A 13,953-nucleotide genomic window follows, 5' to 3' on the forward strand; every position below is an offset into this window, starting at 1 on the left:
ATTTGACCATAACCAGAGTGGAGATGAAAAGGGTGACGGCCGCTCATTTTCGGGATGAGGCAGATTTCTATGAAACCATATTGGTGTATAGAGAGCAGTTGTATGGTATTGCATACAGCTATTTGCGTAACCGTAATGACGCGCTGGAGGCGCTTCAGGAAATGACCTGCCGTGCCTGGATTAAAAGAAAAACATTAAAAGATCAGAAGGCGTTCAAATCATGGATCATCCGCATCCTGATTTACGTTTGTATCGACGAACAGAGAAGAAGGAAACGGTCTGTGCTGTTATCTGATCATCAATTGGAAGAACCAGTCACTCATATCAGCCATAGTAAAATGGAAATGCTTTCAGTGTTGGAACATGTAAAGCCTAAATATCGCCATGTGCTGCTGCTGAAATACTATAATGATATGACCCTAACTGATATTGCCAAGGTATTGAACAAGCCCGAAGGAACTGTAAAAACATGGCAACAGAAAGGGCTCCAGCAGTTGCGGGCCGTCATGAAGGATTGGGGGGATTGGAGTCATGAATAGCCGGGAGGAGAAGGCCATGCTGTCAGATGCTGACCGGATGAGGCGGGAGCAGCAGATAACGGATAGGGCTGCGCAAATGCAAGCAATACAAAGGGGACTGGAGCGAGGAAAAAGGAAGCGAAAATTCAATATGTTTGTTATGAGTACAGCCATGCTGTTGACCGCAGTAGTCGTGTTTACAAGTGTATTCCTGTTCCCCTCACTCCAGAAGATGCCTCCATTAGCGTCCCCAACCATACAACATACAGATTGGGGCCAATTGGAACAATTCAAAAAAATTGCTGCTTTTGATTCAGAAAGTGAAACCATACAGTCCGCCATCCAAAGAAATTACGTACAGATGGTAAATAAAAGTGCCGAAAAAAAAGGATATAAAATTACAGTTAATGCTGTTATGGCAGATGAGAATAAGCTGCTTTTTCTATATACAGCAACAACGGGGCCACATCAGGACAACTATGGCGTCAGCAGTATGCGACTCATGGAGGTGTCGACAGGTCGATCTCTGGGAAGCACATCGAAGGCTGGAGGTAACGGTACGGGGTCTAATGGAAACCGTGTGTGGTATGGAAGGGGGAGTCTGGAATTGGACAGAAATCTTCCTTTTCCTGAGCAGGTAGAAGTCGATTTTCAGATTGCTTCAGTGGACACCGGCAAGTTGAAGAATGTACGTTATTCCGATAGACTAAAGGTAAAAATACCTCTTGACCCCAAATTCAAGGCGTATAAAACCCAGACCTTATATCCAAATCAGTCATTTTTATTGGACGGGCAGAAGGTGACAATCTCACAAGTTGAACTCTCACCCCTAATGATACGGACAAAATTCACATACGATTCCCCTAAGAAGCTCGATATAAAGACAAGGAGAGCTATAGATCACAAGCTTTTACCGGAAGGAATTCTATCTCAAGCTAAAGAGAGAACGGTAATGCTTTACGCCTTATCCGGCCGTGGAACAGGAGCTGGTTATGAATATATATTCAGCAGTAACGTGCTGGACGAGCCACAGTCGCTGGTGATGAGACTCTATCGCAAGAATCATAATGGAGAATTTATTACAGTCAATATCAAGTGAATCTGAATATTACTATTTTTCCTCCATCCATGCTGGATGGGGGATATTCTTAATATCAGGTAGATCCATCGCTCCTCCTTTTAACCATCGAAACGTACTATCGTTAACTCCCATCTTTCTGCTAACTCTTCTTCATTGTCCAGATAACTGGCTGAATATGCTTCGCGCTACATGCTGGGAAGTTTGTTCATTGCCATCTCCAGTATGCGATCTTTCGTCTGAAACTCTTTCCCTTATTATCTTTTCACTGCTCCACTACCAATTGAAAGAAGCATAATATGTGTATATGGTTCCATCAAATATTATCCGAATGCTAGAATAAAAACGTTAGCTTTATTTGGAGATTTAAGCCCACGTTTTTTCATATCTTTCTTACTTTCAAGCGGCATTTACCTTTACTAGTTATGTCCCTTACATGATGAGAGCTGAGTTATTAATACATCATCATCTGGTAATTACAGAACACTTAAATCTCTATTTTTGAAAATACTCATATTCCGTTCTAATTGTTCCTTAATAGATACCCACATTTCAGCAACAAGATTTCCATAATGTTCATCTAAGAAGAACCATTGTGTCTTTTTTGGAAATTATAGTATTCTTCTACAACTCTTGTCTCTATGACGGCAAACTGTCCAAGCAGGATACCTTGCGTGTTTTTAATCCGCTCTATCCTTATTGTGTGAATTATAAAAAGCACCTGACGCTTCATCACAATAAAAAAGCATGTAGTCCATGGAATCCTTGCATATTCTCAGGCTTAATTGCTGTCCGAATTGTAGCGAACTAGGGTTCCTCGTAGTTCCTTATATAGAATTGGTCTTAGTCCATTTAAGGATTCGTTACAGCCCTGTTTTTTGGACTGCCATTTATTAGTACAGGTCATGTAGTTGCAGTCTTTTAGGAGATGTACAAATCACTTTTGGATAAGGGAAGCAGGACAGAAACCAAAGGGCTGTTGTAGCTTTCAGTCCCTACACCCTAACCTGAACCTACTGAAACGCGTGGATTATTAGCTAAATCCATTAGTGCTTGCCCGCCAATCAACAGGATAAAACTTAAGCATCTCTTGGCGGAACAATACGGGATTCTTGCGATACTCAGGAATCCATTTCTTGAATGCTTAAAGCCTCCGTTTTTATCAGCAAGTAAATTCTCTCACTTATTTTTAGCCTTCCGTCCTCTTTCCGTAAGGAAAGTTTCCTGTGAAATAAAAAAACGTCGTTCAGCAGCTTTGTCTTGTTTTTGTTTGTATTCTCTTCGATAGTCCACTCTAATGTGAAAAAATGTGATATTCATTTTCCAATGGCGTGTTTCACTATAAACGGTTGTTACCTTTAAATTGGGCGTTCACTCACCATCATCCCTTAAAAGATATGTCTGTACATGCTTTCAAGTTTATCTGCATGTTCTTTGCGCAATCCATTCTTGGCTAGATCGATACCTTGTGTTTTCTTTTATAAGATTCGCTTCTACGGCCAGAAGTAGAGTATAGTAGGAGTAGTCAAAAATATATTTAAGGAGGCTACAGCCATGCCACAGGAGATCTGGGTTAATCTGCCGGTCAAAGATGTTGACAGGTCAACTGACTTTTTCAATGAGATTGGATTCAATGCGGAGAGCATTGGTAACGAGAGAGCCAAGCTTGCCATAGGGCAAACAACAGTTCTGCTGTTCCCGGAGGCGGCGTTTGAAAAATTTACAGGCTCAAAAACAGCAGATACTTCACATACCGCAGAAGTAATATTTTCTATAGGCGCTGAAAGCAGAGAAGAAGTAGAAGCCTTTATTCAAAAAGTAGAGCTTGCCGGAGGAAACATCTTTGGCAAGCCGAGTGAAATTGACGGCTGGATGTACGGTGCAGGATTTGCTGACCTCGATGGTCACCGCTGGAACCTCCTGTACATGGATGAGAGCAAAATGCCGAAACGCTAATATGAAAACGTCGGTCACCTGCTTGAGGTCACTGGCGTTTTTCCCCCATTCTCCCCGAAAAGCGGAAAAGTCCTTGCTTCCTGTGATATGGGTGTGATGATCTCAATATCTAAAAAAGCAAATAACCCTTGAATATCAAGAGTTATTTGCTTTAAAGTAGTATGCCGAGGACCGGGATCGAACCGGTACGGTAGTCACCTACCGCAGGATTTTAAGTCCTGTGCGTCTGCCAATTCCGCCACCCCGGCAAGCATTTAGGAACGCTATTTTACACTTACTTGTTCTTGTGTTACAAGTATCTGAGAAGCATGCTTATCGAAATGTTCTCGCTATGTAAATGTCGTTCAACCGGGCACCAACTTATAATACGACAATTTCATCTAATTGTAAAGTGTTTTTTCAAAAAAAATTAAATTTTCTTTTTGTATAACTTGTGCACATTTGATCTACACTAATAAACGTCTTTCCAAACCACCAGAAGGGGTGTTACGAATGCGTGAAGGTATGATTCCAACTGTTCTTGGGACGGTAGTATCGGCTTCAGGCGCTGTGTTGCTAAGCAGTAAGTACAAACTTGCAGCTACAGGCATTCTCGGTTTCGGACTGGCTCATGTTGTTCTGGGAGCGATTGATTTGATTGAGCATCGCTAGTTGTTTGGAAAGTACCGGGCGGGATTTATCCTTCCCGGTTTATTTTATAAGCGTTTAAGACGAAGCATAAGCGTTTATGTAAAGTGTAGAATCTGATCATGCCTAAGAAGGAGCGTGAATGTGCTATGAAAAAACATAACTCTGATAATAAGAGTCATACTGACGATCGAATCGAACATAAACAATCTCTGGATCAGCGTGAACCAGGATTTGATCGGCTTCCTGACACTAATGCCAATTCACCTGCAGCTACCGATATGATTGATGAAGCCGTAGATCGGGGAATAGACAAGTTGCGCAAAGATTTTACAAAATAAAGCATGAATTATAGGTCACAGGTTGTTAAGTATCACTTGAAGATAAGCATGATCCAACCAATAATTGAGATCCACAGCACAATGCTGATGAAGAGTCCGCACAAGAGACCAAAAGAGAAATTACCTTCGCTCTTCGGCATAGCATTGCCGATTTTCAATCTAAGCTTCATTTGATTCCAGTTCATAGAACCCCCTCCTTAAGTTCTATTTCGGAATATGAAGCTTGTTTTTGTAGACCTATAGTCATGTTTTTATAAATAAAAAAGGGGTTTTTGTCCTATCATCTCATCCTGAGAGTGGTAATAGAATTACAATTACCCCTACTAGACAAATCAACCCACCCATAAAATCGTACAAGTCGGGTGTCTTTTTATCAATCCACCAGCCCCATGCAATGGAAAGAATAATAAAGACACCTCCATATGCTGCATATACACGTCCAAAGGAGGAGAAAACCTGAAAGGTAGCAATGACTCCATAGATAGCTAAAATCACGCCGCCGCAAAGTCCGACATACCATGTCTTGCCTTCACGCAGCCACTGCCAGATCAAATATCCACCTCCGATTTCAGCGATGCCTGCCAAAATAAAAAGTAAAGCTGCCTTTAACACCATTTCACATCCTAATTTTTTGACTTTCAGTCATCTCATTAAAGCAATCGACCTATAATAATAATTAAGGCAATTACGCCAACCAGAATAAGCAGATTACTGACCTGACGCCATAGGCTAGAAGCTCCCTCGGAGTGAAGCTTCCGCTGATTGGCATCAAAGTTTGCTTTGGTTCCCTCAGCATCTGCTGGGCTAGAAAATGGTCTGTGTTCTTCATTCATATGAAGGCCTCCTTTTTCAATCCAATGTAATCATACCAAACTTTTCCGTCAATTTCGCGTTGCATTTATGCTTATTCTTTACGGGAATTTCCAAACACAGGTTCATAGGTGTGAAATGTGCAAATCATATGTCGATATTTCACTGAATATAAAGTATGATGGCGAATCATGGTAGAGTGGGTATTTAGACGCCTTTCATTGCAGGACGGTAGTTATGGTATAATTTAGTCAACTTGTTCAAGATCATAACCATGAACACAGCAGGTTACTCACCCTGTCATAAAAATGCATCTAAGAAAATCCACATCCGCGGTTACAACCTGCATATTCTGTTTGTAGACCCAGGAGGAGAATACGGATGTCCCCTATTTTTGTAGCTAGTTTAATGATAATGGGTATCTTTTTATTTCAGGCAGCCATCATTTTAGGCATCATACAGTGGGTTTCTAAACGTACCCGCCGTCCAGCACAAACCAAAATGTACCTTACAATGGGGTTGCTTGTTTCACTAGTTGGCTTTCTTGTATGGAACAACTGGATGTACTCGCAAGAACTTAATGGGTGGACCATGATTAGCCTGGTAGTGATCACGATTAGCGCCTACATACAACTTAGAAAACAAAAAGAAAAATCTTAACCCTATTACCAGCATCAAAGGAGGAGCGCCATGAAATCTCACTCAACACGTTTTTGGTTACAGAGGGTGCTACTGCTAATGCTTGTTTTACTCTTCAGTGTCTCTCAACAATCGTTCATTGTTGCCGACGCTGCACCGCCGATTAATGCTCATGCCTCTGCCAAAGCCAGGCAATTACTTGCTTACCTAACCAATGTACCGGATGGTATGCTAATCTCCGGACAGCATGATTACTTAGAGGCTCCCGATGAACAAAATAACAAACTGCAGCAAATCAGCGGACAATATGCAGGACTTCACGGCTATGAGTTTGGAGGGCTGGCTAATCAGTCCCGCACTGCCCTACGAGAGCAACGTCAGCGTGTTGTGAATAGTGCTATTCAATGGAGCCAGGACGGTGGAATCGTAGCTATCACCTTTCATCAGGCGTTGCCGGGCAAACCAAAAACATGGAAATACGTACAAGCCAAAATTACTCAGGATGAATTTAATCGTTACATTACGCCTGGAACTCCGCAATATAAACAGCTCATCGCCGATTTGGACGAGGTGGCGCTGTCCCTTAAAACTTTACGGGACGCAGATGTGCCCGTTTTATGGAGACCCTATCATGAGATGAACGGCAATTGGTTTTGGTGGGGGAACAAACAAAATTACGCTAAGCTGTGGAATCTGATGTATGATCGATTCGTACATGTCCATCATTTAGATAACCTGTTATGGGTCTGGAGCCCCAATGCTCCAAACGCATATAGCACTCCCTATAATCTGTCCTTTCCAGGCATTAACCGGGTAGATGTGCTTGCAGCTGATATCTATAATAATGATTACAAATCCTCCTACTACACTGAATTACTAAAGCTTGCACAGGGCAAGCCTATGGGAATTGGAGAAAGTGATATTCTGCCAAGTGCGAAGGTGCTACAGAATCAGCCAGCCTGGGCCTATGCCATGACATGGGGAAAGGAACTGTCGACAACCAATTCACAGGCAACCATCAGACATTTTATGAATCAAAATAATATAATTACACGAGATCATCTCCATGAGTCTCTGCGTTAAAAAAAAGCTTGCACTTTGCTACTAGAGCGGAGTGCAAGCTTTTTTTCATACCTAGCCAAATAAGCTTTCTAACTATTTCTGATTACCTCTTCAAGATCTAGATCGGCATACGCCTCTTCACCAAGATGTACGGATACAATGGTGTAGATCCGCTTGGTTAATCTGGACATCAGCCGATCACCTAGTGCTACGGAATATTCTTCCCGAAAATCCCCAATCTTGTGAAAACCGCTGGACATATGGATGTACAAGTTGCCTCTACGTGTTTTACCATGTACCAACATCAAATCTCCTCCTACGTGACCAACCTAATTTCCCTGTTACTTCTATATCGGTCAGAACAAGATAGGATATAAGTCCCTGGTATCCTTCTTTCGTTTCAGTGGGGAGTGCACGTAAACGAAACGGACCTGTCAATGTTATGACAGGCCCGTCTTTGTAAACCTATTTTTCTGATTAGAGAGAAACTAGTCTTGATAGGATTCAGCAATCGCATTTGCTGCGATAATTGCATTATACACATCATCAGGGCTAACTGGGAACGGCATGTTGATCATCGTATCATTCGATGCACAAGCAGCTTCAGCTACCTGACGCCATTCGGCCTCAACAAATTCCTCTACACCCAGATCACGAAGTGTTAATGGAAGACCTACATCCTTAACCAGCTTAATCACGGTTTCCAGCTCTTCTTTTGGTGAGTTTTCCAATACCAGCTGAGTTAACAAACCAAAAGTAACCTTCTCACCATGTTGTGCTTTGTGAAGTGAAGGAACAGCCGTCATACCATTATGAATAGCATGTGCCGCTGCCAATCCACCTGATTCTGCTCCGACACCGCTCAGATAAATGGTCGCTTCGATCGTATCCTCAACCGCACGAGTATATACTTTACGATCCACTGCACGCTTTGCCTTCACGGCATTTTCCAGCAATGTATCATAACAAAGGCGAGCAAGTCCCAGACCTGTAGTGGAAGGCTTGTTCAGCACCAGATTGTCCCCATTGGCTTGATAGCAGGCACGAGCTTCAAAATAGGTTGCCAGTGCATCACCGATACCAGCTGCGAAGAAGCGTGCAGGTGCCGCTGCCAAAATACCTGTATCCGCAAGTACTACATCCGGATTCGTAGGCAGGAACAAATATTCATCAAAGGAGCCATCCTTCTTGTAAATAACCGCAAGCGCGGTACAAGGGGCATCTGTAGAAGCAATCGTTGGAAAAATAACAACAGGCAGCTTTTCATAGTATGCTGCTGCCTTGGCAGTATCCAGCGTTTTTCCCCCGCCAATCCCTATAATAATGTTCGAACCATGTTTGCGTACTAAATCACGGTTACGATTAATCTCTTCTTTTGTACATTCATATTGAAATTTCTCAAATACCACCTGGTTGCCAGCTGCTTCAATCGAAGCCCCTGCCTCCTTTTGGGCTCTTTCAAGTATGAACTCATCGCAAATAACATAGGCCTTATCGCCATAATCCTTAATGTAGTCATTTAACGACGAGAGCAGATTTTGTCCAGAAATAAATTTCTTGGGTGAAGTAACGGACCTTACAACGTTTGCCATGTAAATTCCTCCTCAGCTTTGACTCATACTCAAATTAAAAAATCTTTGGGCATGTGACCCCTTAACTATAAACCTCTTTTCACATTATTAAAAGGCTTATTATGGAATATTTTATGAACAAATTGTGTATCTATTAAACTTGAAGACTCGAACTCCATTCAGAGTACAAGATGCCCATCATGATGCGATCATAACTGTGACCATCACGGAGAACAGCGGAACGAACTCTACCCTCAAGCTGAAACCCTGCCTTCTCATAGGTTCGGATCGCTTGGGTATTGTACTCAATCACATCCAAGCCGACCCGATTTAAATTTAGCTCATAAAACGCATAACGAAGAATGAGCCGCACAGCCTCAGCTCCAAACCCCTTGCCACGGTAGTCTGAATTACCTATACCTACAGCCAGCTGCCCGCAGCGATTATTCCACTCAATCCCATGTATAGCAACAAATCCGATCAAGACATCATCTGCCAACGTTCTTAATCGAAAATAAACCTCGTTAGAGCTAGGAGATCCTTCTGACTCCATCTGTTTCAATGTGTAAGGAATCGCCAAATCCGTATCTACATTGCGCAAATACTTCGCATTCTCACCCCATTTGAACATCACTTCAGCATCTTCTTCCCTGACTGCGGCCAGTTTTATTCGTTCCCCGTAAAATAAATTTTCGATTTTAATGATCCTTCAGCTCCTAGTATGAATTGTGTACCGTGTTTTCTCTTATTCTTTTCAGCTATCCAATGTCTGCGATACAAGCTCACCCTTATGAATTCAATGTTTAAATTTTACAAAATAATCATCCCCAACACAACCAAATCATTACAATTGTCATGGTGCGATACACAAAAAGACCTTGCGGCTGCAAGGTCTCCTATCTCTAATATTTAAACAACATAGCAACCAATTGATATCCAGCTCCAATCGTCCAGAACAGCACATAATCGCCGCGCCGAATACGCCCTGACTCGATCCCTTCAGATAAAGCAATGAACGGGCTGCTGGTACCTGTATAACCGTAACGATCACCCACATAAATCATTTGGTCATCCTCCAGCCCCAAGTGATCCTGGATCTTCAACACATTAGCCAATGAAAATTGAGACAGACAATATGCTCGTACACCCTGAGGTGTCAGCCCATTCTTTTGTAAAATGCGTTCAAGCAGCTCAAATGTGGGAGGCAAGGCCATATTGGCGTCGAACGGAAGCCACTGAATATATTTGCCAGGTGCATTCCTTTGGAGTGTCGCAGCTAACCCCTGGGCCGGGTAAAGTATTTTATCTATATTGACAGGGTCTGTAAAATAAAGGGAATCTATAAATCCAGTGTCCTCTTCCGTACGCTCCCAAAATAGCTGCACATGCAGCATCCCCATAGTTCGCATAAGTAATTTCATCCGCAGGATCGGAAATGAGTGAATTATAATCCGAACCGATAATAAGCGCAGTCCGCACATCGGGATTAGATAACATCGACCGACTGGCTTGATCGACAGCTACTGTCATCCCTGCACAATTCGCATTGGAATCCATCACTGCCACATCATGTCTGGCCCCAATCGCCTGGTGAACAAACAAGGCATTCATCGGAAACAGCGACTCAGGAACTTGAGTGGAGAACACGATCATATCCACATCACGGCCTGTCATACCAGCTTGTTCCAAAGCCTTTTGTGCAGCTGCTATCCCCATGGTTAGGCCGTTTTCGTGCGGGTCATCAATGATATAACGCTGTTTTCTACCCATATGCTCCATGAAGCGTCGAATATCTTTCCCCCGTTCGTCAAAATGGCGAATATAATATTCGTTATCCAACGAATGGGAAGGATGATATACTCCGATTGCTTTTATTTTGATATGGCTCATCAGGTTTCCCCCTTACACATACGTCAGCACATTACTGTACTACAATATCTACGTTGTTTAATCCTGATTCACGTGCTACGCGACCAAGCTGCATTTTAATAATCGTTTGCTGGAGGCTGATGACAAAGACGATTTTGGCAAATCCAGTTTCTTTATAACGTACAAAAGATCCCTTCAGTTTCTCTACTTCTCCCGGTCCCAAAAGTGCCATTTGGGTGCAGTCTACCTTGAGTGTAAAACTCGATGTCTGAATGGATGAAGTTTTGGCGATATAATCCTTGACAAAGCTGTCATACTCCTCTTGGCTAAAAACTCCGTTTACTGCCATATGTACGGTTTTAATGACTTGATCCACTTCGATGGTATAAGGATGTTGACTCATTTTAGAAAAACTCCTTTGATTTCATTTTTTGTCTATTAAGAGTATCGGAATAATAGGTAGCATTTTTAATATGAAACAAGATACTTGCTCCCTAATATATTACAAATTAGTGAATAGCCAAAAAAAGCCGTCACTGCTTCTCAAAGAAGCTAACTGACGGCTGAAAAATCGTATATGCTTGTGTGTAATTAATTCGTAAATGTATGACGCCCCAGTGAGATGACTGCCGGACGGCTTTTACTCCATTTGGCTGTGGCAATGGCCGGGTTGTAATAAAACAAGGACCCATGGGTCGGGTCAGCCCCATTAAGTGCCTGTCTGGCTGCTCGATACGCAGTTTTGTTAGGTTTGAGGCGGTATTGACCATCCTGTACAGCGGTGAATTGACCCGGCTGCAAAATAACGTCCGGGATTGAGCTTGGAAATTCGCTGGATTGCACACGGTTTAATACGACAGCGCCTACAGCTACTTGTCCTTCAAACGATTCTCCCCGCGCCTCGGAATAAATGATTCGTGCCAGCTGATCCAGCGCGGTTACGCGAACCTTCCCGAACGAGTTCAGCTTGGCCTGTGTTGCCGCTCCGGCTATACCATCAGGCGTCAAACCGTAATCCCGTTGAAAACGAGCCACCGCTTTGCTGGTCAAAGAGCCATAGTATCCCGTAAAACCAGCTTTGAAATAACCGAGTGAATGAAGCCGCTGTTGAAGCTCTAGCACCCGTTCGCTTTGAATCCCTTTCTTTAAAGCTGACGATTGTGCCTGTGCTTGTGCTGGTCCGACTGACAATACGGTACCTAACATACATGCGCAGGACAGGATTAAAATAGATAATTTTTTCATATTCCAGACAACCTCCTCTTTCATGTTCTGTCCGGTGCAACCATTCCGGCCTGTACAACTCAGGGACGTTTATCCGATGATGTTTCTTGTGCCATATCTTATGACTAGCTGCGGAAATGACGTGTGGCTACATATGGAATCGGATATTGATGCTCTCACACGTCCGTTGCAGTATACCACAAGCCGCATTTACGTATCATCCGGCTCTGGTCCTAAGAATGCCCCGGCTAATAAAACGTTATCCATAAAGGGATGACGTGTATGAGAAGCAATAGACCATATTTTGACTACACTTGAATACGTGACTTTTTTCGCTATTTTTCGATTCAATCTACCCAGGACCTAGACCTAACCTCTGCTTTTTTTAATCACATTTCCGTGCACATATGTATAGGCGAATGCATAGGGTAGCGTACGATCTCCATTTTGACTAATAGAAAGGCAGGAAAGGACACGTGAAGTCAGATATGGATTACACCTCTTCCACTGTACAGTTCACCTATGATTTAAAAGACAATGTTTTGTTTCGGAAAGATGCTCAGAACTTGATCAACGAGCTGTCGATCCAGCAGCTCAATACATTAGCGAATGTATCGCTGCTGGATATCCGTCTCAGCACTGCTAATGTTGTGGAACCTCACTACCATCAAAATGCTACAGAACTAATCTTTTGTATCTCTGGATCAGTGACCGTATCGCTGATTAATCCCTTTACTCACGAGTTACGACATTTCCCGATCACACCTGGCCAGGTGACTAACGTTCCACAGGGATGGTGGCATTATCTAGTCGCCACCATGGACAACACTCACTTGTTGGCGATTTTTAACGCTCCAATCCCAGAATTCATTTTGGGCTCCGATATTTTGCGGCTAACGCCAAGCAACATTATGGCTCATACTTACTGTCTGGATGAGAAGAAGGTTCAGGAAGCGCTTGCCCCTATAAAAAAACCTGTCATCATCGGTCCTCCCAATGACTGCAAGCAGCAGCCCCCGCGCAAATCAGGGATTCATGTAAGACTTGCCGATACTTCTCCACAACATCAGGTCGCCCCCCAAGGAGATTATAACTATACCCATGAATATCCTGGCTTTTCCTTCAACCCCTATCAAGTGCAAGATTAACCCAGATCAGACCTCAAATACAACGGAATCCACCCTCTCTGTATGTTCGCCGTTACCGTAAGACCTTCCCACTCATAAAATGCCAATGTGTATAAGAGGGGGTGATGGAATGGACGCTTACTACAACTGTTTGAGATGTATGAATAAAAGAGTGCGTATTCTCACGGTTGATGGAAAACAGTACGAAGGAACCATTACGGATGTGGATCGTAATAATGTGTACTTAAAAACCGAACAGAACGGACGTGTGCAAACGTCTGCCTTTTATCCTTACGGGTATGGTAATCAAATTTTAACTTTGAGCCTGTTCACCCTGTTGGCGATTGCTTTAATTTAATCCCCAATCCATTGCCCGTTTCGGCCTATAGATGCCAAAGCACCTCATTTGACAGTTCCCCGGCCCCACACAATTTTGTGTACGGCTTGTGCGCTGTTATTTGGGGTGCTTTATCATACGATCCATCCTCTAAAATCACTTAACCCCCCACCGGTAATATACCAATGGGGGGTTAAACTACTCAATTAATTTAGATCCAAAAAGACTTTGTAATGATAACGAGCAGAATGAACAATACCAGAATAGCTCCAGTCGATGTCCAAACGCCTGGGTAGCCCCCTACTGAACCGCCACCGCAACCTCTGTCACAATCACTCATGATCATTGCCTCCTTTATTTAAGGTACAACATAGCTTATGTATGGAGTCTTCCTATGGACCGGGCTTTTTGGCAATGTTATGAATGTTTTCGCCGCGGGGCATTAGCCTACACCTTTCCTAGGCAAGAGCATAGGATATCACAACTAATCCTGAAGGAGTGAAGCAATTGAATTCAAATCAAATGTTTAGCTACAACGTTAATCAACCTTTCCCTCACCATCCGGCCTCCCACCATGTGGTGGTAAACCCCGTAGATCCATACGTCGTAGAAACATTAAAATCAGTAATCGGCAAGTACGTTGTACTGGAAACAACACGCGGCAGAATTGATGGATGTGTAGTGGATTGTAAGCCTGACCATGTCATCTTGGATGTATACGGCAAAAAATTCTTTGTTCGAATCTGCGAGATCGTATGGATCATGCCTAGCTAAACAAAGCAGACATCAAAAAT

General features: G+C 43.0%; 19 protein-coding genes, 1 tRNA gene and 1 pseudogene. 10 read left to right on the forward strand and 11 right to left on the reverse strand.

What is annotated here, in order from left to right; genetic code table 11:
* The first annotated feature begins 2 nt into the window (after nucleotides 1–2).
* The 3 genes from AC5V8P_RS15855 to AC5V8P_RS15865 all read left to right on the forward strand — a co-directional run bounded on the left by AC5V8P_RS15855 (nucleotide 3) and on the right by AC5V8P_RS15865 (nucleotide 3,552).
* Nucleotides 3–539, forward strand: a complete 537-nt coding sequence (locus tag AC5V8P_RS15855; protein ID WP_231116778.1) for a sigma-70 family RNA polymerase sigma factor — start codon at nucleotides 3–5, stop codon at nucleotides 537–539.
* Nucleotides 532–1,617: a DUF4179 domain-containing protein gene (locus AC5V8P_RS15860; RefSeq protein ID WP_064796089.1), complete on the forward strand. Its 1,086-nt coding sequence runs from the start codon at nucleotides 532–534 to the stop codon at nucleotides 1,615–1,617. The genes AC5V8P_RS15855 and AC5V8P_RS15860 overlap by 8 nt, the downstream gene beginning before the upstream one ends.
* Nucleotides 1,618–3,150: 1,533 nt before the next feature.
* Nucleotides 3,151–3,552, forward strand: coding sequence for a VOC family protein (locus AC5V8P_RS15865; RefSeq protein WP_064796088.1), 402 nt, complete (start codon nucleotides 3,151–3,153; stop codon nucleotides 3,550–3,552).
* Between the two features lie 162 nt (nucleotides 3,553–3,714).
* Here the strand turns inward: AC5V8P_RS15865 and AC5V8P_RS15870 are convergent.
* A tRNA-Leu gene (locus tag AC5V8P_RS15870) sits at nucleotides 3,715–3,800 on the reverse strand.
* A 244-nt stretch (nucleotides 3,801–4,044) separates the two neighbouring features.
* On the opposite strand from AC5V8P_RS15870, the gene AC5V8P_RS15875 reads away from it, so the two are divergent.
* Together AC5V8P_RS15875 and AC5V8P_RS15880 are read left to right on the forward strand one after the other, a co-directional pair.
* Nucleotides 4,045–4,203: a hypothetical protein gene (locus AC5V8P_RS15875; RefSeq protein WP_013371953.1), complete on the forward strand. Its 159-nt coding sequence runs from the start codon at nucleotides 4,045–4,047 to the stop codon at nucleotides 4,201–4,203.
* A gap of 125 nt (nucleotides 4,204–4,328) precedes the next feature.
* A complete protein-coding gene (locus AC5V8P_RS15880) occupies nucleotides 4,329–4,520 on the forward strand; it encodes a hypothetical protein (RefSeq protein ID WP_063210210.1) in 192 nt (63 codons plus the stop codon).
* Between the two features lie 32 nt (nucleotides 4,521–4,552).
* On the opposite strand, the gene AC5V8P_RS15885 is transcribed toward AC5V8P_RS15880, so the two are convergent.
* The 3 genes from AC5V8P_RS15885 to AC5V8P_RS15895 form a co-directional block, all read right to left on the reverse strand.
* Nucleotides 4,553–4,705 (reverse strand): hypothetical protein, encoded by a 153-nt coding sequence (locus tag AC5V8P_RS15885; protein WP_196771823.1) that lies wholly within the window; start codon nucleotides 4,703–4,705, stop codon nucleotides 4,553–4,555.
* A gap of 100 nt (nucleotides 4,706–4,805) precedes the next feature.
* Nucleotides 4,806–5,132: a YnfA family protein gene (locus AC5V8P_RS15890; RefSeq protein WP_064796101.1), complete on the reverse strand. Its 327-nt coding sequence runs from the start codon at nucleotides 5,130–5,132 to the stop codon at nucleotides 4,806–4,808.
* 38 nt (nucleotides 5,133–5,170) lie between these two features.
* Nucleotides 5,171–5,353: a hypothetical protein gene (locus AC5V8P_RS15895; protein ID WP_063210206.1), complete on the reverse strand. Its 183-nt coding sequence runs from the start codon at nucleotides 5,351–5,353 to the stop codon at nucleotides 5,171–5,173.
* Nucleotides 5,354–5,711: 358 nt separating this feature from the next.
* Between AC5V8P_RS15895 and AC5V8P_RS15900 the strand changes: the two genes are divergently transcribed.
* Together AC5V8P_RS15900 and AC5V8P_RS15905 are read left to right on the forward strand one after the other, a co-directional pair.
* Entirely contained in the window at nucleotides 5,712–5,990 is a 279-nt protein-coding gene (locus AC5V8P_RS15900; protein ID WP_064796087.1) for a hypothetical protein, read from the forward strand.
* A gap of 30 nt (nucleotides 5,991–6,020) precedes the next feature.
* Nucleotides 6,021–7,052, forward strand: coding sequence for a glycosyl hydrolase (locus AC5V8P_RS15905; protein WP_063210202.1), 1,032 nt, complete (start codon nucleotides 6,021–6,023; stop codon nucleotides 7,050–7,052).
* A gap of 68 nt (nucleotides 7,053–7,120) precedes the next feature.
* Here AC5V8P_RS15905 and AC5V8P_RS15910 read toward each other — a convergent pair whose 3' ends face one another.
* The 6 genes and pseudogenes from AC5V8P_RS15910 to AC5V8P_RS15935 all read right to left on the reverse strand — a co-directional run bounded on the left by AC5V8P_RS15910 (nucleotide 7,121) and on the right by AC5V8P_RS15935 (nucleotide 11,716).
* On the reverse strand, nucleotides 7,121–7,336 hold the full coding sequence (locus AC5V8P_RS15910) for a hypothetical protein (protein ID WP_063210201.1): 216 nt from the start codon (nucleotides 7,334–7,336) through the stop codon (nucleotides 7,121–7,123).
* A gap of 183 nt (nucleotides 7,337–7,519) precedes the next feature.
* Nucleotides 7,520–8,623: a glycerol dehydrogenase gene (locus AC5V8P_RS15915; RefSeq protein WP_063210199.1), complete on the reverse strand. Its 1,104-nt coding sequence runs from the start codon at nucleotides 8,621–8,623 to the stop codon at nucleotides 7,520–7,522.
* A gap of 133 nt (nucleotides 8,624–8,756) precedes the next feature.
* Nucleotides 8,757–9,305 carry a GNAT family N-acetyltransferase gene (locus AC5V8P_RS15920; protein ID WP_081276750.1) on the reverse strand — a complete coding sequence of 183 codons (549 nt, stop codon included), beginning with the start codon at nucleotides 9,303–9,305 and terminating at the stop codon, nucleotides 8,757–8,759.
* A gap of 199 nt (nucleotides 9,306–9,504) precedes the next feature.
* A pseudogene (locus tag AC5V8P_RS15925) lies at nucleotides 9,505–10,492 on the reverse strand (ketoacyl-ACP synthase III).
* A gap of 31 nt (nucleotides 10,493–10,523) precedes the next feature.
* The gene (locus AC5V8P_RS15930) at nucleotides 10,524–10,874 is read right to left on the reverse strand and encodes a hypothetical protein (protein WP_063210193.1); all 351 of its coding nucleotides are present in this window, start codon (nucleotides 10,872–10,874) and stop codon (nucleotides 10,524–10,526) included.
* Between the two features lie 188 nt (nucleotides 10,875–11,062).
* A complete protein-coding gene (locus AC5V8P_RS15935; protein WP_064796085.1) occupies nucleotides 11,063–11,716 on the reverse strand; it encodes a cell wall hydrolase in 654 nt (217 codons plus the stop codon).
* A gap of 455 nt (nucleotides 11,717–12,171) precedes the next feature.
* Here AC5V8P_RS15935 and AC5V8P_RS15940 point away from each other — a divergent pair, with 455 nt between their 5' ends.
* A complete protein-coding gene (locus AC5V8P_RS15940) occupies nucleotides 12,172–12,843 on the forward strand; it encodes a cupin domain-containing protein (RefSeq protein WP_064796084.1) in 672 nt (223 codons plus the stop codon).
* 109 nt (nucleotides 12,844–12,952) lie between these two features.
* Nucleotides 12,953–13,180, forward strand: a complete 228-nt coding sequence (locus AC5V8P_RS15945) for an LSm family protein (protein WP_063210187.1) — start codon at nucleotides 12,953–12,955, stop codon at nucleotides 13,178–13,180.
* A 190-nt stretch (nucleotides 13,181–13,370) separates the two neighbouring features.
* On the opposite strand, the gene AC5V8P_RS15950 is transcribed toward AC5V8P_RS15945, so the two are convergent.
* Nucleotides 13,371–13,499 (reverse strand): hypothetical protein, encoded by a 129-nt coding sequence (locus AC5V8P_RS15950; protein ID WP_269203172.1) that lies wholly within the window; start codon nucleotides 13,497–13,499, stop codon nucleotides 13,371–13,373.
* Nucleotides 13,500–13,666: 167 nt separating this feature from the next.
* Here AC5V8P_RS15950 and AC5V8P_RS15955 point away from each other — a divergent pair, with 167 nt between their 5' ends.
* Entirely contained in the window at nucleotides 13,667–13,933 is a 267-nt protein-coding gene (locus AC5V8P_RS15955; RefSeq protein WP_063210186.1) for a YuzF family protein, read from the forward strand.
* Nucleotides 13,934–13,953: the final 20 nt, after the last annotated feature.

This window comes from Paenibacillus sp. N119s (assembly GCF_059447605.1).